At 26.3% G+C, this 25,902-nt stretch carries 28 protein-coding genes; 9 read left to right on the plus strand and 19 right to left on the minus strand.

The features are described from left to right. Positions 1–40 precede the first annotated feature (40 nt). The gene (locus AVBRAN12654_RS03540; protein WP_214150635.1) at positions 41–610 is read right to left on the minus strand and encodes a hypothetical protein; all 570 of its coding nucleotides are present in this window, start codon (positions 608–610) and stop codon (positions 41–43) included. 127 nt (positions 611–737) lie between these two features. Here AVBRAN12654_RS03540 and AVBRAN12654_RS03545 point away from each other — a divergent pair, with 127 nt between their 5' ends. Further along, positions 738–1,379, plus strand: coding sequence for a thiol:disulfide interchange protein DsbA/DsbL (locus AVBRAN12654_RS03545; protein ID WP_336613955.1), 642 nt, complete (start codon positions 738–740; stop codon positions 1,377–1,379). A gap of 56 nt (positions 1,380–1,435) precedes the next feature. Further along, entirely contained in the window at positions 1,436–1,969 is a 534-nt protein-coding gene (locus AVBRAN12654_RS03550; protein WP_336613956.1) for a hypothetical protein, read from the plus strand. Between the two features lie 27 nt (positions 1,970–1,996). Here the strand turns inward: AVBRAN12654_RS03550 and AVBRAN12654_RS03555 are convergent, their stop codons facing one another. The 5 genes from AVBRAN12654_RS03555 to nhaD form a co-directional block, all read right to left on the minus strand. Then, positions 1,997–2,566 carry a hypothetical protein gene (locus tag AVBRAN12654_RS03555; RefSeq protein ID WP_336613957.1) on the minus strand — a complete coding sequence of 190 codons (570 nt, stop codon included), beginning with the start codon at positions 2,564–2,566 and terminating at the stop codon, positions 1,997–1,999. A gap of 185 nt (positions 2,567–2,751) precedes the next feature. Beyond that, a complete protein-coding gene (locus AVBRAN12654_RS03560; RefSeq protein WP_336613958.1) occupies positions 2,752–3,375 on the minus strand; it encodes a hypothetical protein in 624 nt (207 codons plus the stop codon). 15 nt (positions 3,376–3,390) lie between these two features. Beyond that, on the minus strand, positions 3,391–4,014 hold the full coding sequence (locus tag AVBRAN12654_RS03565; protein WP_336613959.1) for a hypothetical protein: 624 nt from the start codon (positions 4,012–4,014) through the stop codon (positions 3,391–3,393). A 200-nt stretch (positions 4,015–4,214) separates the two neighbouring features. Next, positions 4,215–5,750, minus strand: coding sequence for a glutamine-hydrolyzing GMP synthase (gene guaA, locus AVBRAN12654_RS03570; RefSeq protein WP_214117549.1), 1,536 nt, complete (start codon positions 5,748–5,750; stop codon positions 4,215–4,217). Between the two features lie 12 nt (positions 5,751–5,762). Then, on the minus strand, positions 5,763–7,058 hold the full coding sequence (gene nhaD / locus AVBRAN12654_RS03575) for a sodium:proton antiporter NhaD (protein ID WP_214117550.1): 1,296 nt from the start codon (positions 7,056–7,058) through the stop codon (positions 5,763–5,765). A 147-nt stretch (positions 7,059–7,205) separates the two neighbouring features. Here nhaD and AVBRAN12654_RS03580 point away from each other — a divergent pair, with 147 nt between their 5' ends. Genes AVBRAN12654_RS03580 through AVBRAN12654_RS03610 form a run of 7 tightly spaced genes read left to right on the plus strand, consistent with a single transcriptional unit; the run spans position 7,206 to position 13,900 of the window. Continuing rightward, positions 7,206–7,733 (plus strand): hypothetical protein, encoded by a 528-nt coding sequence (locus AVBRAN12654_RS03580; RefSeq protein ID WP_214117551.1) that lies wholly within the window; start codon positions 7,206–7,208, stop codon positions 7,731–7,733. Continuing rightward, the gene (gene uvrC, locus AVBRAN12654_RS03585) at positions 7,702–9,474 is read left to right on the plus strand and encodes an excinuclease ABC subunit UvrC (protein ID WP_214120566.1); all 1,773 of its coding nucleotides are present in this window, start codon (positions 7,702–7,704) and stop codon (positions 9,472–9,474) included. Before AVBRAN12654_RS03580 ends, uvrC begins: the two co-directional genes overlap by 32 nt. Before the next feature lie 51 nt (positions 9,475–9,525). Continuing rightward, positions 9,526–10,689 (plus strand): hypothetical protein, encoded by a 1,164-nt coding sequence (locus AVBRAN12654_RS03590; RefSeq protein WP_336613960.1) that lies wholly within the window; start codon positions 9,526–9,528, stop codon positions 10,687–10,689. Further along, on the plus strand, positions 10,686–11,855 hold the full coding sequence (locus AVBRAN12654_RS03595) for an ABC transporter permease (protein ID WP_214149968.1): 1,170 nt from the start codon (positions 10,686–10,688) through the stop codon (positions 11,853–11,855). The genes AVBRAN12654_RS03590 and AVBRAN12654_RS03595 overlap by 4 nt, the downstream gene beginning before the upstream one ends. A gap of 14 nt (positions 11,856–11,869) precedes the next feature. Continuing rightward, positions 11,870–12,259, plus strand: coding sequence for a hypothetical protein (locus AVBRAN12654_RS03600; protein ID WP_214117555.1), 390 nt, complete (start codon positions 11,870–11,872; stop codon positions 12,257–12,259). Next, on the plus strand, positions 12,246–13,532 hold the full coding sequence (locus AVBRAN12654_RS03605) for an ATP-dependent DNA helicase (protein ID WP_214117556.1): 1,287 nt from the start codon (positions 12,246–12,248) through the stop codon (positions 13,530–13,532). The genes AVBRAN12654_RS03600 and AVBRAN12654_RS03605 overlap by 14 nt, the downstream gene beginning before the upstream one ends. Continuing rightward, entirely contained in the window at positions 13,529–13,900 is a 372-nt protein-coding gene (locus AVBRAN12654_RS03610) for a flagellar basal body-associated FliL family protein (protein ID WP_214117557.1), read from the plus strand. Before AVBRAN12654_RS03605 ends, AVBRAN12654_RS03610 begins: the two co-directional genes overlap by 4 nt. A 48-nt stretch (positions 13,901–13,948) precedes the next feature. Here AVBRAN12654_RS03610 and AVBRAN12654_RS03615 read toward each other — a convergent pair whose 3' ends face one another. The 13 genes from AVBRAN12654_RS03615 to AVBRAN12654_RS03675 are packed head-to-tail and all read right to left on the minus strand — an operon-like array spanning position 13,949 to position 25,710. After that, a complete protein-coding gene (locus AVBRAN12654_RS03615; RefSeq protein ID WP_214117558.1) occupies positions 13,949–14,386 on the minus strand; it encodes a hypothetical protein in 438 nt (145 codons plus the stop codon). A 60-nt stretch (positions 14,387–14,446) separates the two neighbouring features. After that, positions 14,447–15,109, minus strand: coding sequence for a 7-cyano-7-deazaguanine synthase QueC (gene queC / locus AVBRAN12654_RS03620; protein ID WP_336613961.1), 663 nt, complete (start codon positions 15,107–15,109; stop codon positions 14,447–14,449). Beyond that, a complete protein-coding gene (locus tag AVBRAN12654_RS03625) occupies positions 15,106–16,272 on the minus strand; it encodes a pyridoxal phosphate-dependent aminotransferase (RefSeq protein ID WP_214149962.1) in 1,167 nt (388 codons plus the stop codon). Before AVBRAN12654_RS03625 ends, queC begins: the two co-directional genes overlap by 4 nt. A gap of 11 nt (positions 16,273–16,283) precedes the next feature. Beyond that, the gene (gene speA / locus AVBRAN12654_RS03630) at positions 16,284–18,104 is read right to left on the minus strand and encodes a biosynthetic arginine decarboxylase (protein ID WP_214117561.1); all 1,821 of its coding nucleotides are present in this window, start codon (positions 18,102–18,104) and stop codon (positions 16,284–16,286) included. Continuing rightward, positions 18,101–19,345: a histidine--tRNA ligase gene (gene hisS / locus AVBRAN12654_RS03635; RefSeq protein WP_336613962.1), complete on the minus strand. Its 1,245-nt coding sequence runs from the start codon at positions 19,343–19,345 to the stop codon at positions 18,101–18,103. Before hisS ends, speA begins: the two co-directional genes overlap by 4 nt. After that, on the minus strand, positions 19,329–19,913 hold the full coding sequence (tmk, locus tag AVBRAN12654_RS03640) for a dTMP kinase (RefSeq protein WP_214117563.1): 585 nt from the start codon (positions 19,911–19,913) through the stop codon (positions 19,329–19,331). The genes hisS and tmk overlap by 17 nt, the downstream gene beginning before the upstream one ends. Beyond that, positions 19,910–20,371 (minus strand): pantetheine-phosphate adenylyltransferase, encoded by a 462-nt coding sequence (coaD, locus tag AVBRAN12654_RS03645; protein ID WP_214120471.1) that lies wholly within the window; start codon positions 20,369–20,371, stop codon positions 19,910–19,912. The genes tmk and coaD overlap by 4 nt, the downstream gene beginning before the upstream one ends. Further along, positions 20,368–20,910 carry a UbiX family flavin prenyltransferase gene (locus AVBRAN12654_RS03650; RefSeq protein ID WP_336613963.1) on the minus strand — a complete coding sequence of 181 codons (543 nt, stop codon included), beginning with the start codon at positions 20,908–20,910 and terminating at the stop codon, positions 20,368–20,370. Before AVBRAN12654_RS03650 ends, coaD begins: the two co-directional genes overlap by 4 nt. Further along, positions 20,907–21,515, minus strand: a complete 609-nt coding sequence (flgA, locus tag AVBRAN12654_RS03655; protein ID WP_336613964.1) for a flagellar basal body P-ring formation chaperone FlgA — start codon at positions 21,513–21,515, stop codon at positions 20,907–20,909. The genes AVBRAN12654_RS03650 and flgA overlap by 4 nt, the downstream gene beginning before the upstream one ends. After that, positions 21,499–22,665 (minus strand): molybdopterin molybdotransferase MoeA, encoded by a 1,167-nt coding sequence (locus AVBRAN12654_RS03660; RefSeq protein WP_336613965.1) that lies wholly within the window; start codon positions 22,663–22,665, stop codon positions 21,499–21,501. Before AVBRAN12654_RS03660 ends, flgA begins: the two co-directional genes overlap by 17 nt. Beyond that, on the minus strand, positions 22,662–23,915 hold the full coding sequence (gene murA, locus AVBRAN12654_RS03665) for a UDP-N-acetylglucosamine 1-carboxyvinyltransferase (protein ID WP_214117568.1): 1,254 nt from the start codon (positions 23,913–23,915) through the stop codon (positions 22,662–22,664). The genes AVBRAN12654_RS03660 and murA overlap by 4 nt, the downstream gene beginning before the upstream one ends. Next, positions 23,912–24,661, minus strand: coding sequence for an SDR family NAD(P)-dependent oxidoreductase (locus AVBRAN12654_RS03670; protein WP_214117569.1), 750 nt, complete (start codon positions 24,659–24,661; stop codon positions 23,912–23,914). Before AVBRAN12654_RS03670 ends, murA begins: the two co-directional genes overlap by 4 nt. Continuing rightward, positions 24,658–25,710 (minus strand): ankyrin repeat domain-containing protein, encoded by a 1,053-nt coding sequence (locus tag AVBRAN12654_RS03675; protein ID WP_214117570.1) that lies wholly within the window; start codon positions 25,708–25,710, stop codon positions 24,658–24,660. Before AVBRAN12654_RS03675 ends, AVBRAN12654_RS03670 begins: the two co-directional genes overlap by 4 nt. Between the last annotated feature and the right edge of the window lie 192 nt (positions 25,711–25,902).

Below are 25,902 nucleotides of genomic sequence, written 5' to 3' on the forward strand. Positions count from 1 at the left end.
CCTTAAGTTTTTTAAAGGCTAGTATTCTAGCCTTTAAAGATTATTTAACATCTACATCAAAATAAATTTCAACTTCTTCGTGAGTTTTCTTTCCGTGAAGTGCCGAGATTTGTTTATCAGTTGAAAGTGCTGTAAATGCTTCAGTTGTATTAAAATCAGTATTCATATTTATTACTCCTTTTACAACTAATTTACCATCAGCTACGCTATAAGTCATTGGAATTTCTTTTGTAATATCATTAAATGTGATTACACCTGTAGCACTACCACTTGTTTCATCACCTTTTACATCTTTTAAACTAGCTTCAATTTTGCTATTTTTTAAATTTGCAATATAAGTTCTATGGATATTGTTTTCACGAATTTTATCTTTTGTATTTTCGTTAGCAAAATCCATACTTGCTTTAGTTCCATTTAAAATATCTACAACAGAGCCACTTGTTTTGCTAAATTCAAATTTAGCATCATCAATAACACCAGGAACACCTAATTTTTTTTCCATTTTAAAACCAGTAAAATGAGCTTTTACACTAGCTTCATCAATAGTAATTGCATAAGCACTTGAGCCTAAAATCGCAGTAGCGATGATTGAAGAAAATATCTTTTTCATTTTTTTATCCTTTTTTTTAAATTGAACCATTATTATACGATATTTTGTTAATCATTATCATTTCTAATAGAAAATTTTTATTAATTAAAATTTTATATATTTATGCAATTTTTTTTAAGGAGAAAAAATGTTAAAACAAATTAAAAAGTTAGCTTTAGTGTTGCTTGTTAGTTCAAACTTATTTGCCTTAAGTGAAGGTGTAGAATACAATGTGCTTGAAAATCCAATCCCAAATTCTGATAATTCTTTAACAGAAATATGGTCTTATCAATGTTCGCATTGTTATTTACACCACAATCACAATACTTTAGGATTAATAAAAGAGCAATTAAAAGATTTAGATATTAGATTAATGATGGTAAAAACTTGGGGAAAATTTGGTCAAGAAATGGCTAATTTACTTGCATACGCACATTATCAAGATGAAAAAAATAAAATTAGCTTGATTGATAAAAATAGCCTATATGATAAAATTAGTAGCGTTTATTTTGTTGAAATGTTTAAAAATAAATCAACTTGGAATAATAATCTTGATGAATTTTATAAATCTGGTCTAAGTATTCTTGGAATTTCAAAGAAAAAATTAGAAAGTTTCTTGCAAAGCCCTGAAGGAAAATATTTATTAAGCTCAACTGATATTGCAAATGAAATTGCTAATACTTACGGAACTCCAACCTTTATTGTAAATGGAAAATATGTAATCAATTTAGCTTATGCAAAATCTCCACAAATGCTTATAGATATGATAAACGAACTATCTAAAAAATAAGGATTTACTTAGGTAAATCCTAAATATTTATAATACTTGTATTAAAAAGTAGTGAAATGTTGCATAAAATTATAAAACTCTTACAATATTTATCTTATTATTTATCTTGGTTATGCGTAGTTGTTGGTTTGATTGAGCTTTTTATGGGCTTTAATTTTGCTTATTATTTTATATCTGCAATTTTGCTTTCTGCTATTTATGGAAGTATTAAAAAGAGATTAGATGAGATTAAATTTAATAAATACTTTTTAATAATTTTAGCTTTAGTATCTGCTTATAAATACTATGAATTTTTTATAAAAGAGCCAAATGACTTAATAGCAAAAATCATAAATGCTAATAAAACTTGCCTAGAAAATCAAATATATTGCATAATAAATGAAGTTACTACAAAAGAACTCAACGCTGTATTATTAGATAAAAACAATGATGAAATTCTTAAATATCTAAAAGAATATGGATTTAGAAAAAATGAGAAAAATAATATGCTGTATTTTCAAGATACTATTTATAAAAACCCAGTTGATATAGCAATAAAATTGCAAGATAATCAAATAAATAAAATATATTATAAAGCAGATAGAAAATAAATCTACTTTACACAAAATAAGCAAATCCTACTTATATAACTTATAATGAATTTCTTGGATTACTTTATCTTTATAAATTAAAGCTATGAAAATAGTCTTACCAAACACTACATTTTTATAACAAATATTAGCATTTTTATAACACCTTAGCATTTTAAATTCTTTAAAATATTCATAAACTTCATAAGGGCTTTTATCCTTTATGTTTTTATTAAGTGCATTGATTAAATTAATATCATCTAATAAAAAATAATCATCAAAATTAATCTTTTTAGCTTTTATAATCTGCATTACAAGTTCATTTGGCAGTTTTAAAAAATAATCATAATATTTATAGGCGCAAAATACTAGTAAGATAGCTAAAATAAGTGCTTGGTATTTAATTGTATTTTTACCAACTAATTTATAAATTATGAAAAATAAAACCGCATAAATAATATTTAAAATAAAATCATTTTTTACATAAAGATTAAATAAAGCATTAGCTAAAGCAATAAACATTATATTAAATGAAAAATATTTTAAAACACTACAAAATCTATCTTTTAAATATATTTCAAAGTTTTTTAGCCTTTTAGAAATTATGTAATAAAGCATAAAAGATAGGCTTGAAATTATCAAATAAATTAAAATCCAAGTGATTATTAAAACTCAATGGATTTATATAGATTAAATAAAATAAAGCTAAAGCTACGAAAAAGAAAAACCAAGTTAGATAAAAAAGTATATTTTTTATAAATACAATAAAATCATTTTTAAAAGCCATATATTCTCGCATTATATTATTTTAGTTTTGAAATAATTTTATTGTAAATATAATTTATTGCAAGAGCTAAATACATATAAAACAAATTAATATTTAAAATAACTTCTTTTGAAAATATTTTATAAAATTGTTGATAATAAGTAATAAAAATAGCAATAGTTAAAAAGAATAAATAAATTGTCTTAACTCTAAAAAAATAACACACAATATGTATTATTAAAGATATAACTAATAAGCTAAAACTAGGAAAAATATTATAAAAAAGATACAATAATGCAACAATAAAAATCAAACTTATATACGCATATTCAATATTGATTTTATGTGAAATTTTATTTTTAAAACTAGCAAAAAACCACATATAAGGCAGTAATAAAAAATGAATAATTGTAAAAATTATGTTGAAAAATATATAGCTATCATTTGAGTTATGTGAAAATGCTTTAGTTAAAAGCCCTAGATCAACAGAATAATAAAGCGATAAATAAAACAAGAATAATAAAAATCTATAAATACTAATCTTCAAATAAGAAAATGGAAAAAACATAGCTTTAAAATAATCAAAATCTATTAAAGCTTTATCCTTGCTATTTAAATTAATAATAACCCAAGATATTAGCATATTAATATAGTTTTTCATTACTTGCCTTTTTTATTAAAATAAATCTTGTATATATTCTGTTCCAAGAAATGGCTCGTATTCTATTACAATATATTTCGCTACAATACCATTGTCCGTTTCATTACTAACGAATGTTATATCATAATATTGACCTTTTATAATCTTCTTGCAAGAATAAACATTATTTTTAAATTTAATTTGTTTAAATCCACTATCCTCAAAATATTTTTTAGTATTATCTCTTATTTTTGTATTAACATAATCAAATAAATCTAAATCATTTTTTATCACATAGATATATCCGCCTTTCTTTCCATCTGTAAAATACCCTTTATTAGAACTTATAATCATTTTTATTAATTCATTTGGTTCTTTTATATGTGTTATATAAAATTGTGAAATTATTAGCAAAGTTGATAAAGTAATAAAAATATATAAAACTTTTTTAGAAGGTTTATAATCTCTTATAATCATTGACATTAACAAATAAAGAAAAGCAAAAACTATCGTGCAAAGCAATAATATATCATTACAAACATTGATATAAATTAAAGATACAAGATGTATAAAAAAAATTATAAATAAAGCAAGAAAAATATTTTTCAAAATACCTATGATAAGTTTTAAAATATTAAAAATTTTACCAATACATTTCATAGTTTTACCTTTTTTTGCTTGAATAGTATTTAAAATACATAAAATACAATTAAAATTCTAATTTTTATTAATATAATTTATTTTATATTAAAATCTTCTCATTAAAAAGCTTGATATTTTTATAAAAGGATTTAAATGTTTTTAAAAGAGTTTTATTAACCCTAGCTTAGGTATTAATTAAGCTAGAGTTATTTGGAATTTTATTCCCATTCTATAGTTGCAGGTGGCTTACTAGAAATATCATAAACTACTCTATTAATTCCATTAACTTCGTTTATAATTCTTCTACTTACATTCTCTAATAATTCATAAGGTAAATGAGAAAATGTAGCTGTCATACCATCACTTGCATCAACTGCTCTTAAAGCTATTGCGTTATCATAGGTTCTATTATCACCCATTACTCCAACGCTTCTTACATTTAACAATACGCAAAATGCTTGCCAAGTTTTATCATAATAACCATTTGCTTTAAGTTCTTGAATAAAAATATCATCAGCTTCTTTTAAGATATTTAGGCTTTCTTCATTTACTTCACCCATAATTCTAATTGCAAGTCCTGGACCTGGGAAAGGATGGCGATATACTAAGTCTTTAGTAAGACCTAATTCAAGTCCAAGCAATCTTACTTCGTCTTTAAATATTTCTTTTAAAGGTTCAACTAATTTTAAATTCATCTTTTCAGGTAAGCCACCTACATTGTGATGGCTCTTAATTGTTTTTGAGCTACCTACAACGCTACTTTCAATAATATCAGTATATAAAGTGCCTTGAGCTAAAAATTCAACACCTTCTTGTTTTTTTGCAAAATCTTCAAATATTTCAATGAAGGTATTTCCGATAATTTTACGCTTAGTTTCTGGGTCTGTTACACCTTTTAATTTTTTTAAGAAAATTTCTCTTGCATCAATTGTATTTAATTCTATTCCAAATTTTAATTTAAGCATACTTTCTACTTGCTCTTTTTCATTTTTTCTAAGCAATCCAGTATCAACAAAAACTAAAATAGTTTGTTCTTTAATAGCACTAGCAAGCAATGCAGCCACAACGCTACTATCTACACCACCACTAATTGCACAAAGAACCTTTTTATCTCCAACCTGCTCTTTAATTTTCTCAATTTGTGTCTTAGCAAATGAACCCATATTCCAAACGCTTTCGCAATTACAAACATATTTTGCAAAGTTTTTAAGAATATTTTTACCAAATTCACTATGTTGAACTTCAGGATGAAATTGTAAGGCATACATTTTTTTCTCATCATTACCATATACGCAAAATGGACTATTATCACTAACAGCAATAGTTTTAAATCCTGCTGGTAAATTCTCAACCTTATCAGAATGGCTCATCCAAACCACTTGAGATTTAGGTAAGTTTTTAAATAAACAACTATCTTCTTGAATGCTAATTTTAGCTTTACCATATTCTTTATGCCCTGCAGGTGCAACAACTGCTCCAAAATGATGAGCCATTAACTGCATTCCATAACAAATCCCTAAAATCGGCAAACCTAAATCAAAAATTTCTTTATCGCAAAAATAAGCATCATTTGCATAAACACTAGCAGGACCACCACTTAAAATAATACCTTTAGGCTCATAATTTTTAATATCATTCGCACTAATATTAAATGGTAAAATAAGTGTATAAACTCCTTGCTCTCTAAGTCTTCTAGCAATAAGTTGGGTATATTGCGACCCAAAGTCAAGCACTAAAATATCTGCTTTTTCCATTAATTTCCTTTCCTAATATAAATCAAAATATTCAAATTGTAACCACCAAACAATAACACTTAGAACATAACCTAATAAAACAGTCCAAGCATATTTCATATGAGAGCCAAAGGTATAAATTCCACGCATTTTTCCCATTACTCCAACCCCAGCAGCAGAACCAAAACTAATTAATGAGCCACCTATTCCAGCCGTTAGAGTTACTAAAAGCCAATCATCTATATTCATATTTGGATTTGCTTTTAAAACTGCACTCATTACAGGCACATTATCAACTACTGCACTTAAAAACCCAACTCCAATATTTGTGCTCATAACTCCAGCAAAATCATATAATCTTGAAGCATAAGCTAGCCAACCTGCAAAATGAAGCGCTCCAACAGCAGCTAAAATACCGAAGAAAAATAACAATGTATCCATTTCAATTTTAGTCATATATGAAAATATATTTATATCTTTTTTGCCACGAGCGACATTAAATCTATAAGTATAAAGACTTAAAAGTGATAAGCCAAACATCATTCCCCACATAGCAGGTAAGCCAAATAATGAGTGCATTAAAACTGCACTAAAAATCGTTAAAGCACCTAAGAAAATAATGATTTTTCCACCATCTTTTATACGCTCAACTTTTAAAGATTTTTCATCAAAATTAGGTTTTACATTTGGAACAAATTTACTTAATAAAAACGCAGTAAGCCACCAACCAAGGAAACTAGCAGGAAATAATGCGAAAAAGTCTATAAAAGGACTTTTACCAGCAGTCCAAACCATAAGAGTTGTAATATCTCCAAAAGGACTCCAAGCTCCACCTGCATTTGCAGCTACAACTATATTTATAGCACCAGGAACTAAAAATTCCTTTTTTTGATTGTCAATTGTAAGTAAAACGGTTGAAAGAATTAAAGCTGTAGTTAAATTATCAGCAACAGGAGATATGAAAAATGCTAAAAGCCCAGTTAGCCAAAATAATTTTCTATAAGTATATCCCTTTGTTACAAGCTTATATTTTAAGGTATTAAACACATTACGCTCAATTAAAGCTTCAATATAAGTCATAGCAACCATTAAGAAAAACACTATTTCAGCAATCTCTTCTATTAAATCCTTTACTTCATGTTCTAATGGCTCTGTGCTTTTTCCATTTAGACACAAATAAAGCCCTAAAATAATAAACATTAAAGTTCCAATAAATATTGCAGGTTTTGTTTTATTTATATGATATTTATCTTCAGCTGCGATAAAATAGTAACCGATGATAAATATCACTAAACATAAAATTCCCGCCCATGAAAATGTAATTTCCATAAAAGCTCCTTTTAAAAAAATGATAGATATTATTTACTCTAATTCAACAAAGGGTAATTTTTGCGTTTGCGTTGACTTGTTATTATAATAACTTGGGTCGCTTTTATACCCACAAGCAGAAAACAACAAGGCAGCAAGTAAAACAATATGGTGGAATTTAAAAACATTGAAAATATTCATAATATTCTTTCTTCTCATAATAAAAACCTTTTATTTTTAAAGATTAATAAGCAATTAAAATTATTTATTTTAAGTATGCCACCTGACCTTAAATATAAATTAACTCAAAAAGGTGTAGTTTGTGATGTATTTAAAAAATATAATAAAAATTGCTTTAGAATTAGAGTTTATCATCCGACTTTAGCACAAGATTTAAGAAATGATTCAACTATAAAAACATTAAAAGAACATATTAAAATATATAAAAGAATTAATCCAAAGGACGCTGCTATTTTAAATCTATTTGAAGAAGAAATTATAATTAATTCTAATGCTATTTTAAAAGCATATATTGATTATGAAAAATCAAAACAACCAAAAATATTTTTAAAAGACTTAATGTGTGAGAATTTTCAAAATCTAGCGATATATGAAGAGCAAAAAATATTAATAAATAATCTAAAAGAAAGTATCAAAAAAACAAATGCAAAAATCAAATCTCTTAGACAAAATTAAATCATTACCAAATTCTTCTGGAGTTTATAGATATTATCATAATAATACCTTGCTTTATGTAGGTAAAGCAAAAGATTTAAAAAAAAGAGTTAAAAGCTATTTTGCCTTTACTCCAAGCCTTAGAGCAAATCCTAAAAACTCTCCTAGAATTATAAAATTAATTGAAGAAGCAAATAATTTAGAATATACCGCTACAAATAGTGAATTAGACGCACTGATTTTAGAAAATTCATTAATTAAACAAATGCGACCAAAATATAATATTTTATTAAGAGATGATAAGACTTATCCATATATTTGCTGTGATTTAAAAGAAGCTTATCCAAGATTTGAGATAACTAGAAAGGTTAAAAAAGACCCACTGACTAAATATTATGGGCCTTATGCTAGTGGGGCTAAGGATTTGTTAGAAGCATTGTATTTGTGTTATCCATTAAGACAAATGAAAAGCTGTAAAAAAAGATGTATATTTTATGATATGTCAAGATGTTTAGCTCCTTGTGAGTTTAGTGTTAAAGATGAATATGAAAATATCTTAAAACAAGCCCTACAAGCTCTAAAAAATCCAAAACAAATGCTACAAACTTTAAATGAAAAAATGTTTAGATATGCTGATAATGAAAACTACGAAGAAGCGGCAAAAATAAGAGATATGATAAATCATATAAAGAATTTAAATCAAGAAATTGAAGTGGATTTGGCAAAAGATGTTAGTTTTGATGTATTTGCAATAACCAATAATAATGAATTTTTATCAAGCACTAGATTAGTGATAAATCACGGAAAAGTAATAAGCGTAATAAATGAAAAAATATCTAATAAAGAAGGTGATTTTTTAACCCAATTAATACTAGCAAACTATAAAGAAGGAATAATTCCAAATAATATTTATATAGAAAATCACAATGAAAATATAGAACTCTTAGAAGAATATTTAAGCAATCTTGCAAATCATAAAGTAAATATAAAAATCGCAAAAACTTTAGAGATAAAAAAACTAATTCAATTAGCTAAAAACAATGCTTTAATAAATCTTGAAAAGACTGAAAATAATATAGCAAATAAACTAAAAAGCTTTTTTAATCTTAGCAATACTCCTTATAATATTGAAGTATTTGATAATTCACATTTTCAAGGTCAAGCAATAATCGGAGCTTTAGTTAGTTATGATGTGTTTTCTAATAGTTTTAATAAAAATAATTATAAAAGATTTAATCTTACTAGCAATAACGATTATGAACAAATGAGAGAAATGCTTACTAGAAGGATAAATTCTTTTGATAAATCAGCCTGTCCTGATTTGTGGATTATAGATGGTGGAAAGGCTTTATTAGATTTAGCAAACGAGCTTTTAGCTCAAAATGAAATCAATTTAGATGTAATTGCAATTTCTAAAGAAAAATTAAATCATTTAGCACATAGAGCAAAAGGTGCTGCTAGGGATAAAATACATTTTAAGGATAAAGAATTTAATCTTAAAACAAGTGATGAAATATTGCAATTTATTCAAAAACTAAGAGATGAAGCTCATAGATTTGCAATTACTTGCCATCAAAACGCAAAAAGAAAGCAAGATATAAAATCATCAAAATTAGAGCAAATTGGAATTTCAAAAGCTAGTATCGTAAAATTATTAAAATACTTTGAAAATTATGAAAATATATACAATGCAAGTTATGATGAAATAGCAAAAGTAACAAATAAAAATGTAGCAACGAAAATTAGCCAAATTATTAAGTAATCATTTAATTTAATAGACATAATTATGCTCTAAATTATATAAAGGATTGTTGTGTTCCCAAGCTTGTTTAATATATTATTATGTGCTATTTTAATAGCAAGTTTATTTATAGAAAACCTATTAAATCAAACAATTTTTACAATTATTCTAGCAATAATTTTGATATTTAATGCTGTTAGTTTTATGGCTGCATTAATTAGAAAAAAAAGTGCTAACCAAAAAATAAATATTTTAAAAGAAATTTTAAAAAGTTTAGGTGCTAATAGCGATAACTTAGATTTGAATAAGAATTTAAGATTAATCGTTGATGAGGTTGGTAAAATCAAACAAAAAATGATGGCTTTGCAAAATCACAACGAATTTTTACATAAGCATTTAATTGATAATGCTAAACAATTAAAGAATATAAATGCCGTGTTATCTTATACAAATGATAAGAATTTAAATCAAATTAAAGAATTAATAGAAAAGCATAATGAAGATAATATTCAAAATATATACTCTTTAACAAAAACTACAATTACATACGAAACTAATTACGATAATTTTGATAATGAGTTAAATCCTAATTTTGCAAGTGCAAAAATAGCTATTTTAAATAATGATTTATTAGAAAACTTTTTGCTAGAAACATTACTAAATCAATACGGAATTAGTGTTGATTTTTATACAAAAATTAATGATTTTTCAAATTATGCCTGCGTTATAGCTGATGAAAATTTTAATTATAAAGAAAAAAATACAATTATCTTAAGTGAAAATTGCAATAAAGATAGTTTTTTAAAAAGACCTTTTAATAAAAATAAATTAAAAAATATTTTAGTAACAATGCTAAATGATTATAAGAGTGATATGAATACAACAAATTACCAAAACGATGTATTAATATTGCTTAGTTCTGATATGCAAAGTGATTATTTATATCATATCGCAAATAAACACGCAAAATTGAATAAAAAAGTAGATAGTATAAGTTCATTTAAAGATGAACTAAAAAATAATTATAAAATCATTGCCATTGGATATGAGGCTATTTTATTTGATTATGAAAGTTTAGTTAGCAATATTAATCAAGTAAAAAGCGAAAATCCAAATACTTTTATAATGTTATTTTTAGGCAATAAACACGCTAAAAAGAATTTAGATTTTGCAGATTTGATTATTAAAGATGCTACAGAGACACAAATTGCAGAAGTAATGAAGAAATATTTATGATTAGATACTTGCTTTTTAAATACCTAAGATTTGATAAATCAATGCCATTTATTATGATTACTAAGCTACTTGCTTTTATCGGAGTAGCTTTAGGAGTTTGTGTTTTAATAATAACTATGGCAGTAATGAATGGAATGAATAAAAGCTTTATTGATAAATTACTTACTATGAATTATCCAATTACTTTATATCCTAAAACCACATTAATTGATGAAGAATTAATAAATGAATTAAGTAAAGATTATAAAATCAGTCCTTTTATTCAAACACAAGCCGCTATTAAATATGGTAATGAAATGAGAGGTGCTATAATTTTTGGGATTGATTTTGAAAAAGAAAAAGAAGTAAATAAAATTTTTAAAGATTATTATTTAAATTCTAATTTGAAATTCCCCGCAATTTTAGGCAATTTACTAGCTTCAAGATTAGAAGTTAATAAAGAAGATAAAATACATATAATTTTTACAAATCTTAATGCAAATGCTTTTAGTATTACACCTAATATAAAAAGTTTTTATGTAAATAATACTTTTCATTCAGGTCTAAATGCTTATGATTCATCATATGTATATGTAGATATTAAAGATTTACAAAAGGTATTAAAAAATAATGACATTACAGGCATTCATATAGATACTGCAAATCCTAAAGAAGAAATTAAAAAATTAAATGAAAAATACAAAAATAATTATTTTTTAGTTGGCTGGTGGGAACAAAACGGCAATATTTTAAGTGCAATTGATTTAGAAAAAAAAGCATTATTTTTTATTTTAATGATGATAGTAATTATTGCTAGTTTAAACATAATTACTTCTTTATTTATGATAGTTTTAAATAGAAGAAATGAAATAGCCCTACTTTTAGCGTTAGGAACAAGCAAAAGCGAAATACAAAAATCATTTTTTACCATTGGTTGTTTTATAGGATTTGTTGGAATTATTTTTGGTTGTTTATTAGGATTTTTTGGACTTTGGTTTTTAGATACTTTTGATATTATTTCTTTACCAGCTGATGTTTATGGTAGTTCAAAATTACCTATTAATTTAAGTATAAGTGATTTTTGTTTTATTATTTTAGGTGCTAGTTTAATAGTAGTGTTATCATCACTTTATCCAGCATATAAAGCAAGTAAAATTGATGTATTAAAAACTTTAAGAAATGAATAAAAAGGAGTTGTGTTATGCAAATGTTTAAAAAAGAAGATATGAGAAAAGTTGTAGAATTTTTTACTGCTAATATTTATAGGTATTTTTATGATATAGATTTTGAATTTTGTCTTACTTATATCAAAAGCCCTGATGAAGAGCATAGAAAAGTAATTGCTAGTATTTTAAGAAAAACTGATTGTGTATTTGAACTAGATAGTGGAATAATAATATTATTTTCTGGAACAAGTAAAGAAAAAACACAAATAATAAGTAATGAAATATATGATTTTTTAAATACTAAAGCAAGAGATTGTGTAGCTTTTTATCCTTATGATGGAGATAATTTTGATGATTTAATGTTAAGATTAAATAATCTTACTACTAAAAACTATAAAGTAAATATCTTAGATGAATCAAATTAAACATATCATTGATTTATTAAAGCAAGGAAGAAATGTATTTTTAACAGGTGGTGCAGGAGTTGGAAAATCCTACACCATAGAAAAAATAATAAAAAGTGAAGCTTTTAAAACCATAGTCTTAGCAAGCACTGCACTTGCTGCTATTAATATTGGTGGAGACACTGTTCATAGATTTTTTAAACTAAGACTTGCAAAAAACATTAATGAGCTAAAAACAAGTAAAGATGATTTAATGGCTTTAAATAAGTCTTTATCAAATATAGATTTAATAATAATTGATGAAATTTCAATGATTAGTAGTGATGTTTTTGATATGATTTATTCAAGGCTTTTTGGTTATAGCAATATAAAATTACTAATAGTTGGAGATTTTTATCAACTCGAACCTGTAAAATCCGATGGAAATTATGCTTTTTGCTCTAAATATTGGAATGAATGTAATTTTAAGGTGATTGAGTTAATTACCCAGCACAGAATGGAAGATAAGGAATTTTATGAAAATCTAAGAAGTATTAGGATTGGCAATATAACTAATACTTGCATAGAGTATTTTAAAAAGTATAAAATTCAAGATGATATAAATAATTATGATGATTATACAATTATTTGTGGCACCAATGAAGAAGCAAAAAATATAAATAATGCTAAACTTAAAAAAATTGATGATGAAGAATATGTTTTTAACTCAAGTATTAAAAAAAATACAGAATTAAATGAAGAACAAGAAAAAGAATTTAAACAATGGCTAAAAGCTCAACCAATTGAAGAAGAATTTATTTTTAAAATTGGAGCTAAAGTTATTTTTACTTATAATTCTGATAATTATTATAATGGAATGCAAGGAGAAATAATTGCGTGGGATAAAAGTGAGCAGGAATTAAAGATTAAATCTAATAGAATGATTTATTCAGTTTACCCTAAAGAATTTTTATACTTTAATGACCCTGAAATAGCAGCTAGCTATAGGGTTAATCCTAATTTAGTTGATACCAAGCCTGATGCTATATTAAAAGCATTCCCACTAAAATTATCATATGCTATTACTATACATAAAAGTCAAGGAATGAGTATTGATAAGTTAATTTGCAAATGCGATAGGATTTTTGCACAAGGTCAGCTATATGTTGCATTATCAAGAAGTTCAAATCCTAATAATTTTAAAATTATTTTTAATGGAAGTGATAAATCGTATGAGAATTTGTTTAGACTAAAGGCAAAGACAAATCAAGTGGTAAAGACATTTTATCAATTTTGCGATAAGGAACAATTATGAAAAAAATAATGCTAATATTTTTTAGTATTTTTGCATTTGCAAATAGTATAGAAATTAATAATTTTGAGACCGATTTGTATTCAAAATCAAACGGGCTTAAAAAAATTACTTTAAGTTTAAAAATCATAGGAGATAATGTTAATAACGAAAATGATTATATACAAGATAGTATTAATATGGTGATTTCTAGCTATTATTACGAAGATTTATTTACAGAACTTGGTAAGGAAAATCTCAAAAAAACCATAATAAAATACGCAGGTAAAAAATACTCTGTAAATATTGATGATATATTAATCATAAATCTAAAAAGCAAAGATAGTGCAGAAGCAATAAAAGAGATATTAAAAGACGCAAATTTAATATAAAAATTAATAAATAAGTTCATAAATTTTAGAACTTATTTAAAATTATTATTATAAATTATTAGCTAAATCTTTATCTTGAGAGTATTTAATATAACCCAAAACAAAAGCTAAAATAATTATTAAAATTACGAAAAATAAAATATTTAAAAAAGAATTTAAAAAAACAATAGGAAATTTAATAAACAAAAAGCTCATATAATTAGTAAAAAAAGCTTCGTAAAAATCCACACATAAAAAATATAATAAAATAGCTGGCAATAAGCCTATTTTAAACATAGAAAAAATCTGATTTTTATTTTGTATATTTTTATATTCTATTTTTAAAAATTGTTGATAGGCTAGTTTGATTAAATACATAAACACAAATGATAAAAGAATTTGAATTGAAACATTTGAAGCAATATAATCAGACAAATATTTAAAAAACATCAAAAAAGACATATAAGAAATGATATATCCATCAATCTTAGAAATAACCTTTAGCATAACTTTTCCTTTTAATAGAATTTAAAATAAGAATTTTAAATTCTTATTTTAAATCTTATCTTACTGATATTTTATCAAATCATTAAATCCAGCTTCGCTAAAGCCTTTTAGTCTTAATTGGCAAGATTCACATTTACCACAAGCTAAATTATTACTATCATAACAACTATAACTAAGCTCTAAAGGTGCTTTTAGGCTCATTCCAAGTTTTACTATTTCTGATTTTTTTAGCTTGATTAAAGGAGTAATTATTTTAATATCTTCTCCACTACCTTCTTTTATAAACGAAGCGGTTTTTTCAACGAAACCTAAAGTAGTATCAGGATAATTGCTAGAATCCTCACTAACTAAGCCTGTATAAATTGCACTAGCATTAAATCTTTGTGCAACAGCAGCAGCAATACTATAAAAAATCCCATTTCTAAAAGGCACATAAGTATTTGGCAATTCACCATTTTTACCTAATTCATCTTTTGGAATTTCTAAACTCATATCAGTTAAACTAGAGCCGCCAATTTGTTTGAAAAAATCCATATCCACAACTAATTTTTCTATATTATAAAACTTGCAAATTTCATTAAAAGCTTGTAATTCTCTTTGCTCTGTTCTTTGACTATAATTAAAATGAAGGGCTATTACTTTATAGCCTTCATTTATAGCACAAGCAGTGCTAACGCAGCTATCTAGCCCTCCACTTAAAATACTTATAGCGATTTTACTCACTTATATTCCTTTACAAATTCTGCGATTTTTTCTATACCTTCTATGATATTTTCCATTGAAGTTGCGTAAGAAATTCTAAAATAACCACTCATGCCAAATCCACTTCCTGGCACGCAAGCTACTTTTTTATCATCTAAAAGCTTAGCACAAAACTCAACATCATCAGGATTAATACTAGAACAATCAATAAATAAATAAAACGCCCCGCTAGGTTTTACGCTTAATTTAAGCCCATTAATACTATTAATCATTTCACAAGCTTTATCTCTTCTTTTTTTGAATTCTTTTTTCATCATCTCAATATCTTTATCAATCTCTCCAACTAAAGCAGGAACTGCAGCAGCTTGAGTTATGCTACAAATATTACTTGTGCATTGACCTTGAAGATTTTTCATTAATTTATTTAATTCTTTATTTTTACTAGCACTATAACCAAATCTATATCCTGGCATTGCAGCGCATTTGCTAAGTCCATTTATTGTAACCGTGCGTTTTAGTGCATCTTCGCTTAAACTTGCAAACGCTACAAATTCTCCATCATAAACTAATTTTTCATACATTTCATCAGCTAATACAACAATACTAGTGCCTTCTAAAACTTTAGCTAATGCCATTAATTCATCTTTTGAATATAAAGCTCCACTAGGATTACTAGGATTATTTAATATTAATATTTTAGTTTTAGGTGTAATTGCAGCTTTTAATTCATCAGCACTGATTTTAAAATCTTTTTTAGGAGTTACAATCACAGGAACTCCACCCGAATACTTAACTTGCTCTGGATAAGTTACCCAATAAGGAGCTGGGATTATTACTTCATCACCATCACAAACAAGTGCTTGAATTGCATTAAATAAACTATGTTTAGCTCCAACATTTGCTATTACTTCACTTGTCTCATAATCTAAATTATGGTCTTTTTTAAGCTTAGTGCAAATTGCTTTTAAAACTTCAGTAGTTCCAGATACTGGAGTGTATTTTCCGCATCCATCATTTATCGCTTTAATAGCTGCATTTTTTACAACTTGCGGAGTATCAAAGTCAGGCTCTCCTGCACTAAAACTAATAACTCTTACACCTTGCTCTTTTAGTAATTTTGCCTTAGCTGTAATTGCTAAAGTTATTGATTCTTCTAAACCTTTAATTTTTTCTGAAAATTGCATATTCTCTCCTTTTAAATTTTCTTTAAATATCCATTATCGTGCATAAATATGAAAAGCTCACCTAAAATATGTTTTTTAGTTTTTTCATTTATTAATTCCGAAGAATTTATTTTATCTTGAATTTTTTCATCAATTTCACGAATATCGTAGTCTAAATCTTCTAAAATATCCCTAATTGATTGACTTTCAATAATGCTTTCAATCTCATAACCTTTATCATCAATATCAATACTAACTTGAGTTGGATGGGTAAATAAATTATGCTTCATTCCTAATACTTCTTGATAAGCACCAACTAAGAAAAATCCTAAGAAATAATCTTCTTGCTCTACATCAACATCGTGTAAAAATAAAGGGCGCTTAGCAGCATCAAACGATATTTCTCCATCACTATCACAAGTTATATCCCAAATACTAGCTGATCTTGTTGGTTGAGTATCTAATCTATCAAGTGGCATTATAGGAAATTCTTGCCCTAAGCCCCAAAAATCTGGCAAACTTTGAAACATTGAAAAATTGACCAAATATCTTTCTTGAACTTCTTTTTGAGTTCTTAATAAATGTTTTGGACTTAGCATAGAAACTGCTTTTTTACCTATTAGATGAACCAATATTTCGGCATTTGAGCGGTCTTGTAAATCTACATATCCTAAGTCAAATAAGGTTAAAATACTATCTAAATGGTCATAACTATCGTGCATATATTCTACTGCATTGCTTGGCTTTATATTTTTGTATAAATCACATAATTCATCTATTAATTGTGGGTTTTTTTCTTTTAACTGCATTTTGCTTTCTGAATATTCTTGAGAAAATAGTTCAAGAACAGGTGCTACTAATACTGCGTGAGAACCGCTTACAAAACGACCACTTTCTATATAAATATTTGGCTCTATTTCTTGTTTTTGTGCTGCAAGAGTTTTTAGAATAAATACAATATCATTTGCATATTCACTTAAAGTATAGTTTCTTTGAGAAGTCTTTTGAAATTGTGAATACTCAATTGCTAAACCACCACCAATATCAATATTTTCAAGGTTATTTGCACCCATTTTGCGTAATTCAAAATAAATATTTCCTGCTTCGCTTAAAGCTTTTTTTAAAGGATGTATTTCATTAATTTGTGAGCCTATATGAAAATGTATCATGGTAAAACAATCTAATAAATCATTTTCTTTTAAAAGCCCTACTGCTTCTATTAATTCAGTTGATGTTAGACCAAATTTTGAATTAATCCCACCACTTTTAGCCCAAGTGCCACTACCTAAAGAATGCAGCCTTACTCTAAGACCAATTTTTGGTTTTATCCCAAAACGCTCTTTTGCTGTTTTGATAATTACTTCAAGCTCATTAATACCTTCAATAGTTAAAGTTATATTATGCCCCATTTCAGCAGCAATAAAGCCCATTGTTATTAGTTCTTTATCTTTAAAACCATTAACAGTTATTGGAGCATTTTCGTTGTTATAAGCCATAGCTAATAATAATTCTCCTTTACTACCAGCTTCAAGACCATAATTTAGATTTTTACCAAGTTTTACAAGACTTTTTACAAAACCAGGAAATTGATTGACTTTTAGTGGATAAACAGCATTAAAACTACCACGATAATCAAATTCTTTAATGGCATTATTAAAATTTATATAGATTTGTTCTATTTGTTTTTTAATCAAATGATTAAATCTTAAAATTATAGGACCTTTATATCCATCATCTAAAAGAGTATTTACTATATCAATAATGGCAGGTTCGCTTCCATATTTTAAACATACCTTGCCATTTTTAATGATAAAATTATCATCTCCCCAAATATCTATGCCATAATCATTCATAAAATTTCCTTTAATTCATCGTATTTTATACTTTTTTGTTCGCCACTTTCTAAATCTTTAAAAAATACTTCATTTTTACTAGCTTCATCACTACCAATTGCAATAAAGTATTTATAGTTTTGTTTATTTGCTATATTTAAATGTTTTGCTAATTTTTTTGCTTCGTAATTTAGATTAATTGTTTTTCCGTTTTCTCTTAAATTATCAACTAATTTATAAGCAATTGGCAATAATTCTTCATCTAATATACAAAAATAAGTATTTTGTAATTTTTGCTCTATATTTTTACTTCTTAAAATATCCATAACACGCTCAACACCCATAGCAAATCCAACGCCATAGCTTTTAGCTCCGCCTAAATACTCAACCAAATAATCATATCTTCCACCACCAGCTATTGCAGCCTTTGCACCTATTTCGCTACTTTCAAACTCAAATGCTGTTTTTGAATAATAATCAAGCCCTCGAACCAATCTTTCATCAATTACAAAACTAATCTCATTATCTTTTAAAATCTCTTGTAATTTAATAAAATCAGCCCTACTCTCATCATCTAAAAACTCACTTAATTTAGGAGCGTTTATTAAGTGTTTAGCACATTCATCGTTTTTACAATCTAATACTCTAATAACATTAGTTTGTGTTCTTTTAGCACAATCAGCACAGAATTTAAAACCAGAACTATTTTCAATGTTTGCAATATATTCTCTTAATGCTTTTCTATAGTTTTGAAGGCATTCAGGCGAGCCTAAAGAATTGATTTTTAAAGTATAAGTAATATCAAGTTTTTTAAAGATTTTAGCAAGTATCATAATCACACTAGCGTCTTCATAAACATTAGCTATATTAAAACACTCTAAGCCAAATTGATGAAATTCTCTATAACGACCCCTTTGTGGCTTTTCATAGCGAAACATTGAGCCGTGATAAAACCATCTTTTAACAACTCCAGCTTTATCCATCTTATGCTCAATAAAAGCTCTTACAACCCCAGCAGTTCCTTCAGGTCTAAGACATACGCTATCTCCACTTTTGTCTAAAAACTCATACATTTCTTTACCAACTATATCGCTACTTTCTCCTACGCTTCTTTTAAAAAGCGGGGTAACTTCTAAATGTGGCACTTCAATATAGCTATAACCATAAGTTTTTGCTACTTCTTCACAAGTTTTTATAATCTTTTCGTAAATTAACGCATCATCATCTAATAAATCATTCATTCCTTTAATTGCATGTATCATTTATATACTCCTTAATCATTGTATTTATTTTATCTATACTAAGACTTGCATCTATTGTAAAAACTTTTAAATTTAAAGCTTTAAAAATCGCTTCATAATTTTCTTGAACTTTTAAAAAATATTCTACGCCTTTTTGCTCTATTTTATCAAGGCTTTTATTATTTAATCTACTTTCTAATAATTCCTTACTGCCTTTAAAAAATATTATATGATTAGGTAAAACATTATTAGTTGCAAATAAATTAAAATCCAATAATTGTTTGTAATCACTATCAACCTCATAAGCTAAATGAGAAAACAAACTCCTATCAGCTATAATAAATTCTTTAGTAAAATCAATTTTTGAAAATAATTCAGCCCTATCAGCTAAAAACAAAAACATTCTAGCCTTTTTACTCATTTCTTCATTTAAAATCAATTCTCTTAATTTTATTCCCAAAGTAGTTTCACCTGGTTCTTTTACAAAAATTGGCTGGAATTTAAAATAAGAATTTGGTAATTCTTGTAAAAGCTTAATTTGAGTGCTTTTGCCTAGAGTGTCAATTCCTTCAAAAGCGTAATAATTCATTTTAAATCCTTTAAAATACTAGATGGGACTAATTTTGAAATATCTCCACCATGAGCTTTAATGCTTCTTACAATTGAGCTTGAAATAAAGGCATTTTTAAGGCTTGGCATTAAATAAATAGTGTCAATTTCTTCGTTTAATTCAGCATTTGCATAGTGCATTTGTAACTCGTATTCAAAATCACTCACAGCCCTTAAACCCCTTACAATGGTATATATTTTTTGCTCTTTTGCAAAATCTACTAATAAATTGTCAAACCCTATTACTTCTACATTTAATCCACTTGTTGCATTTTTTACTAAATTAATCCTAGTTTCTAAATCATAATCAGGCTTTTTTTTATCATTTTTAGCAACTGCTATTATTAATTTATCAAAAATTTTTAAAGCCCTTTTTATTACATCTAAATGCCCATTTGTTATCGGATCAAATGTGCCTGGATAAATTGCTTTTTTCATTCGCTTTTCCATCTTTTAAATTTTTTATATTCAACTCCAAGCAAATCACACCATTTACCTATTACAAATTCTTTAAAAGAACTCTTAGAATATTTAGCGTAAATTGCAGGGGCTATTATACAGCCTAATTTATTTAATTTTAAAATATTTTTAAGCATTAATTCATTTAATGGCATTTCTCTTGGAGCTATTATGATTTTTCTATTTTCTTTAAGATTTACGGCAAAACTTCTTAGAATTAAAGTATCACTAAAACCATAACTAGCCTTTGCTAAAAAATCACTACTAGCATAATAAAACGCCGCATCAAGCTTAAAGCTTCCACTTGATACAGGTGCAGCTAAATCATCATTTTTTAAAAGAGTAATATTTGTATTTTTAATGTATTTTTTTATTTTTTTATTATTTTCTTCTTTTAAAACCTTTAAAGCACCTTTACTAAGGATTAAATACACTTCATTTTCTTTGCTTAATACCTTAGCTAATTTTAAAGCCAAATTAACTCCACTAGCTCCATTAATCGCTACTAAAAATCTCATTTTATTAAGACCTGTTTTTCATTAATTATTTCGCCAGTTAGATTGTGTCCTTGAGTGTTTTTAAGGCGAATTCTTTGACCTTTTACTCCACTTTGCAAGGCTATTAAATCAACAAACACACTCAAATCTCCATCATCTAAAATACCAACTACACTATCATCTTTATTAATTAAATAATTTGGCATTAGCATAGAGGTTTTTATAATACTACCTGCTCTTACTTTGCTTTTAAACTTAATACTATTATCAAGTGTTCTTAAAGCATTATAAGGTAATTTTAAAAAATCAATTTTTTCACTTTTTAAATCAAATAGCCCTATTTCTTCATCCTTTAAGACATCTTTTTTTAAAATATAAACCTTAGTAAGAGCTTGTAATTTAAAAGATATTTGCATATCTTTATCATTGCAATTTGCTTTAAAAAATCCTTGTTTGCTAAGATTTGGATATGTAATAATTTTGCAATTATTAATATTAGGATTAAAACTAAGACTTTTTATTTCTAAAAACTCATCTTGTTTTTTCCAATGTTTTAATAATTCATCGCTTAAATTATTAGCAAACAAAACCCCACTTAATACAAATAAACTAAATACTTTGTTCATAAACTCTTACTTTATCGTTTTGCTTAATATCACAATCAATAGGACAAATTATGTAATGAGTGCATTTATTTAATGGAGTAATTTGTCCGCTACTAAGTTTTGCATTATTAAATGGAACAAAAGTATCATTTATAATATTTCCAATAACTACATTTTCTTTATTATTTTTAATCTTTAAATCCATTGATATAGGATATAAAAAACTTGGCTTTTCATATATAATTCCTTGCATTTTATAAATTAAAGCTCTTGCATAAATTAAAGCCCCAATATAAGCGCTCATAGGATTACCCGGTAAAACCAAAATATATTTATTATCTTTAAAATATAAGCTAACAGGACCTGCAGGTTTCATTTTTACCTTAGTAAAAATAGGCTTAAAACCTAGTTCATCTAAAGCTTTTTTGATAAAGTCAGCATCACCTACACTTGCAGCTCCGATACTTACAACTAAATCAAAATTATCTAAAGCACCTTTTAAAGAATTTAAAACAAACTCATATTCATCTTTTAAAACCCCTAAATAATAAGGTTTAGAAAAACTCTTAAAAGCAGAATAAATTCCATAAGCATTAGAATTATAAACACCAAATCCATTTGAATAAGGCTCAATAATCTCAAGACCACTTGCAAAAATACCAACTTTTATTTCTTTAATAACTTCAATATTAAAAACTCCATTACTAGCTAAAATCATAATAATTTCATCAGTAATTACGCCTTTTTTGATAATTAATTCGCCTTTTTTGTATTCTTCACCTTCATATCTTATAGCTTCACCTACTTTTAAATTATCACTTGTAGCATACATTAAATCATCTTTAATAATAGAGTTTTCAACCATTAAAACACTATCAGCACCCTTTGGCACTCTTGCACCTGTCATAATCTTTACACATTCGCCACTTTTAATCTCGCATTCACTCATATCTCCTGCAAAAATAGTCTTTAAAACTTTAAGACCATTTTTAAACTCACTAGCCTTTAAAGCATAGCCATCCATTGCAGAATTTGTAAATAAAGGAGCGTTACATTTAGCATAAAAATCATTCGCTAAAACTCTTCCTTTTGCATCAAATAAATTAACAATTTCGGTGCTTTGAGTGTGATTAAGTGATTTTATATTTTCTAATGCTTCATTAATTGTCATTCTTCTTCCTTTAATTCAACTAATTTCGCACCTAATTTACTTAATTTCTCACACAAATTCTCATATCCACGCTCTAAATGATAAATTCTATGAATATTAGTAGTCCCATTTGCAGCAAGTGCAGCTAAAATTAATGCAGAACTAGCTCTTAAATCAGTTGCCATCACTTCAGCACCTTGTAAATTAGAAGTCTTAACATTGGCAATATGTCCATTTAGCTTGATATTTGCACCCATACGATTTAGCTCACTTACATGCATAAAACGATTTTCAAATAATCTTTCATCAATAATGCTTTCTCCATTTGCCTTAAGACATAAAGCCATAAATTGAGCTTGCATATCAGTAGGAAAGCCTGGATATTCGCTAGTTTTGATATTTGCCGCTTTATAATCGCTTGAATATACTTTAATACTATTTTTTAAAGTTTCGTATTTAATCCCCATTTCATCAAATTTTGACAATAATGCACCTAAATGCTCTGGAATTATATTTTTAACTTCTATATTTGATTTTGTAATAGCACCTGCACAAAGATATGTTCCTGCTTCAATTCTATCAGGAATAATTTCGCAAGTAAAATCAGTATTTAATTTGGTTACTCCTGTGATTTCAATAGTATTTGTCCCTATACCTTTTATATTAACACCTGCTTTTACCAAAAACTCGCATAAATTAACGATTTCAGGTTCACAAGCTGCATTTATTATAGTAGTTACACCTTTAGCATAAACTGCTGCTAAAATTGTATTTTCAGTAGCACCAACAGAAATTTTATCAAAATGTATTTTAGCTCCAACCAACTCTCCACTAGCTTTTACATAGCCATCAACTAATTCAATATTAGCACCCATTTTCTCTAAAGCACTTAAGTGCATATCAATTGGGCGTTGTCCTATAGCACAGCCACCTGGTAAAGATACTTCGCAAATTTTAAATCTACTAAGCAAAGGTCCTAAAACCAATATGCTAGCACGCATTTTGCGAACAATATCATAAAGTGCTTTTGTATTAAATACATTACTTGAATCAATTGTAACGCTATGATTGTTTAGTTCATATGTAGCTCCTAAATTCTCAAGCAATCTTAACATAGTCTTAATATCTGATACTAAAGGAAGATTTGTTAAAGTGCATTTTCCTTTAATAAGTAAAGCAGCAGCAAGTAATGGTAAAGCTGCATTTTTAGCTCCACTAATTTCTACGCTACCACTTAATTTTGCATTACCTTCTATTTTTAAATATTTCATTCATTATCCTTTTGTATGTGAAAACCTGCCCAAGTTTGAGTAACAGGCATTAGTTCTATTCTATTTATATTTACATGGTCTTTTAAATTAATAATACTAATAACTGCATCAGCAATATCTTCTGCATCAAGGTATTTTGTATTTTCATAAACTTTATCAGCTGCAATTTTATCGCCTTTAAAACGCACTTCGCTAAATTCTGTCTTACATAATCCCGGTGCAATATCAGTAATTTTTATATTATTTTTTCTTACATCATTTCTTAATGCGTGGCTAAATTGACCCACAAAAGCTTTAGTTCCTGCATATACATTACCACCAAAATAAGGATTATTAGCAGCAACTGAACCAAAATTAAATATGTGTCCGCCGTTTTCAAGCATTCTTGGTAAAATCAAATGAGTTACATATAAAAGCCCTTTTATATTAGTATCAACCATAGTTTCAATATCTGCTAAATCTAATTTATAAAACTCTCCTAAACCCAATGCTAATCCTGCTGAATTAACTAAAACATCAATTTTATTAAAATCATTAGGTAAATTATTTACAACATTTTTTAAAGCATTTATATCTCTTACATCAGCTTCTGCTATATATACATTATTTTTAAATTCATTTTCAAATTCTAATAATTTTTCCTTGCGTCTTGCAAGAACTACTACTTTATAATTATTCTTTAAAAGTCTTTTAGCAATCGCTTTTCCAAAACCACTACTAGCACCTGTTACAAACGCTGTTTTCATTGTTCTTTCTCCTTTAATCCTAATTTTTTTAAATACTCAATATTTTCTTTATTGTTATAAATCATCGCATAATCTAGTGCATTTAATCCAAAATTATCGCTTATCGTATAATCAGCCTTATTTTCTATAAGCAATTTTAAGGTATTTAAATTCGCTAAAGACGCTGCGTGTATTACCAAAGTCTTTGCAGGATGAATGTAAGAGCAAAAAGAAATATAATAAGGAAGATTTGTTTTTAGCTCTTCTTCACTATCAATTTGTTGTAAATTAAGATTAGCCCCATATTTTATAAGTAATTTTATAGTTTTAATATCACTGATTTCAACTGCATAAAAAATCGCACTTTTACCAAGAGCATTTACATAATTAACATTGGCTTTGTTTTCTAATAAATATTCTAATGCTTCATAATAATCAAGTGCATAAAAAATCGCACTCTCATAACCTGAATTAATATTTGTATTATTTTTAGCTAAAAACTCTATTATTTTCATATCTTTTTTAGCTAATAAAGCTATTTTTAATAAAAAATCTAACTGATAATAATTTGGGCTAATTTCGTTAAGATATGCAATGCTATCTTCTGGATTTTCTATCTTTAAAAATTCAATATAAATATCATCAAGCTTAATAAATTTATTAATAGAGCCAAAAGCTCTCATTCCTAGCCTTTGAGTAAAATTCTCACAAGATTTTTGATAATTTTTAGAAGAAAGCTTTATAAAATGCTCCTTGTTATTGCTACAAAAATTATTTATTTCATTATTAAACTCATCAAATAATCTTTTATTGCCAATGCTTTGATAAGCCCAATATTGAAAATAATCATAATATTTATCATAATCTTTTATAGGATTTTGATAAATATTTTTATCATTATAAGCTTTATTTAGCTCATCTATATAATTATTTAAATTTACAAAATAATCATGTCCGTTACACTCAACATTTCTTCCGCTAATTGTCTCGGCTAATTTAAATAACTTTTCATCACTTAATTCCTTTGAAAAAACAAAAGCACTAATTAATAAAAATACAATCTTTTTCAATACAAATCCTGATAATTTAATAGCCCTAACTTTAACATTTTTAAATAATTATTTGGTATTTTTTCGCACTAGTTTTAAATAAAAAATATAATTAAGTTTGTGCTAAATCAATATATATTTTTAATACTAAAATATAAAAATTACGCTTTTTTAAAGAAATTAATATTGAATTGTTATTAGTTTTTAATAGCA

The sequence above is a fragment of the Campylobacter sp. RM12654 genome (assembly GCF_020137585.1).
In the GTDB taxonomy this organism is placed as follows: domain Bacteria; phylum Campylobacterota; class Campylobacteria; order Campylobacterales; family Campylobacteraceae; genus Campylobacter_E.

Bases quoted from the DNA above. Each gene is read 5' to 3' on its own strand.
- AVBRAN12654_RS03540 (WP_214150635.1), bottom strand. From the start codon at position 610: ATGAAAAAGATATTTTCTTCAATCATCGCTACTGCGATTTTAGGCTCA.
- AVBRAN12654_RS03545 (WP_336613955.1), top strand. From the start codon at position 738: ATGTTAAAACAAATTAAAAAGTTAGCTTTAGTGTTGCTTGTTAGTTCA.
- AVBRAN12654_RS03550 (WP_336613956.1), top strand. From the start codon at position 1,436: ATGTTGCATAAAATTATAAAACTCTTACAATATTTATCTTATTATTTA.
- AVBRAN12654_RS03555 (WP_336613957.1), bottom strand. From the start codon at position 2,566: ATGCTTTATTACATAATTTCTAAAAGGCTAAAAAACTTTGAAATATAT.
- AVBRAN12654_RS03560 (WP_336613958.1), bottom strand. From the start codon at position 3,375: ATGAAAAACTATATTAATATGCTAATATCTTGGGTTATTATTAATTTA.
- AVBRAN12654_RS03565 (WP_336613959.1), bottom strand. From the start codon at position 4,014: ATGAAATGTATTGGTAAAATTTTTAATATTTTAAAACTTATCATAGGT.
- guaA (WP_214117549.1), bottom strand. From the start codon at position 5,750: ATGGAAAAAGCAGATATTTTAGTGCTTGACTTTGGGTCGCAATATACC.
- nhaD (WP_214117550.1), bottom strand. From the start codon at position 7,058: ATGGAAATTACATTTTCATGGGCGGGAATTTTATGTTTAGTGATATTT.
- AVBRAN12654_RS03580 (WP_214117551.1), top strand. From the start codon at position 7,206: ATGGTGGAATTTAAAAACATTGAAAATATTCATAATATTCTTTCTTCT.
- uvrC (WP_214120566.1), top strand. From the start codon at position 7,702: ATGCAAAAATCAAATCTCTTAGACAAAATTAAATCATTACCAAATTCT.
- AVBRAN12654_RS03595 (WP_214149968.1), top strand. From the start codon at position 10,686: ATGATTAGATACTTGCTTTTTAAATACCTAAGATTTGATAAATCAATG.
- AVBRAN12654_RS03600 (WP_214117555.1), top strand. From the start codon at position 11,870: ATGCAAATGTTTAAAAAAGAAGATATGAGAAAAGTTGTAGAATTTTTT.
- AVBRAN12654_RS03605 (WP_214117556.1), top strand. From the start codon at position 12,246: ATGAATCAAATTAAACATATCATTGATTTATTAAAGCAAGGAAGAAAT.
- AVBRAN12654_RS03610 (WP_214117557.1), top strand. From the start codon at position 13,529: ATGAAAAAAATAATGCTAATATTTTTTAGTATTTTTGCATTTGCAAAT.
- AVBRAN12654_RS03615 (WP_214117558.1), bottom strand. From the start codon at position 14,386: ATGCTAAAGGTTATTTCTAAGATTGATGGATATATCATTTCTTATATG.
- AVBRAN12654_RS03625 (WP_214149962.1), bottom strand. From the start codon at position 16,272: ATGCAATTTTCAGAAAAAATTAAAGGTTTAGAAGAATCAATAACTTTA.
- speA (WP_214117561.1), bottom strand. From the start codon at position 18,104: ATGAATGATTATGGCATAGATATTTGGGGAGATGATAATTTTATCATT.
- hisS (WP_336613962.1), bottom strand. From the start codon at position 19,345: ATGATACATGCAATTAAAGGAATGAATGATTTATTAGATGATGATGCG.
- tmk (WP_214117563.1), bottom strand. From the start codon at position 19,913: ATGAATTATTACGCTTTTGAAGGAATTGACACTCTAGGCAAAAGCACT.
- coaD (WP_214120471.1), bottom strand. From the start codon at position 20,371: ATGAAAAAAGCAATTTATCCAGGCACATTTGATCCGATAACAAATGGG.
- AVBRAN12654_RS03650 (WP_336613963.1), bottom strand. From the start codon at position 20,910: ATGAGATTTTTAGTAGCGATTAATGGAGCTAGTGGAGTTAATTTGGCT.
- flgA (WP_336613964.1), bottom strand. From the start codon at position 21,515: ATGAACAAAGTATTTAGTTTATTTGTATTAAGTGGGGTTTTGTTTGCT.
- AVBRAN12654_RS03660 (WP_336613965.1), bottom strand. From the start codon at position 22,665: ATGACAATTAATGAAGCATTAGAAAATATAAAATCACTTAATCACACT.
- murA (WP_214117568.1), bottom strand. From the start codon at position 23,915: ATGAAATATTTAAAAATAGAAGGTAATGCAAAATTAAGTGGTAGCGTA.
- AVBRAN12654_RS03670 (WP_214117569.1), bottom strand. From the start codon at position 24,661: ATGAAAACAGCGTTTGTAACAGGTGCTAGTAGTGGTTTTGGAAAAGCG.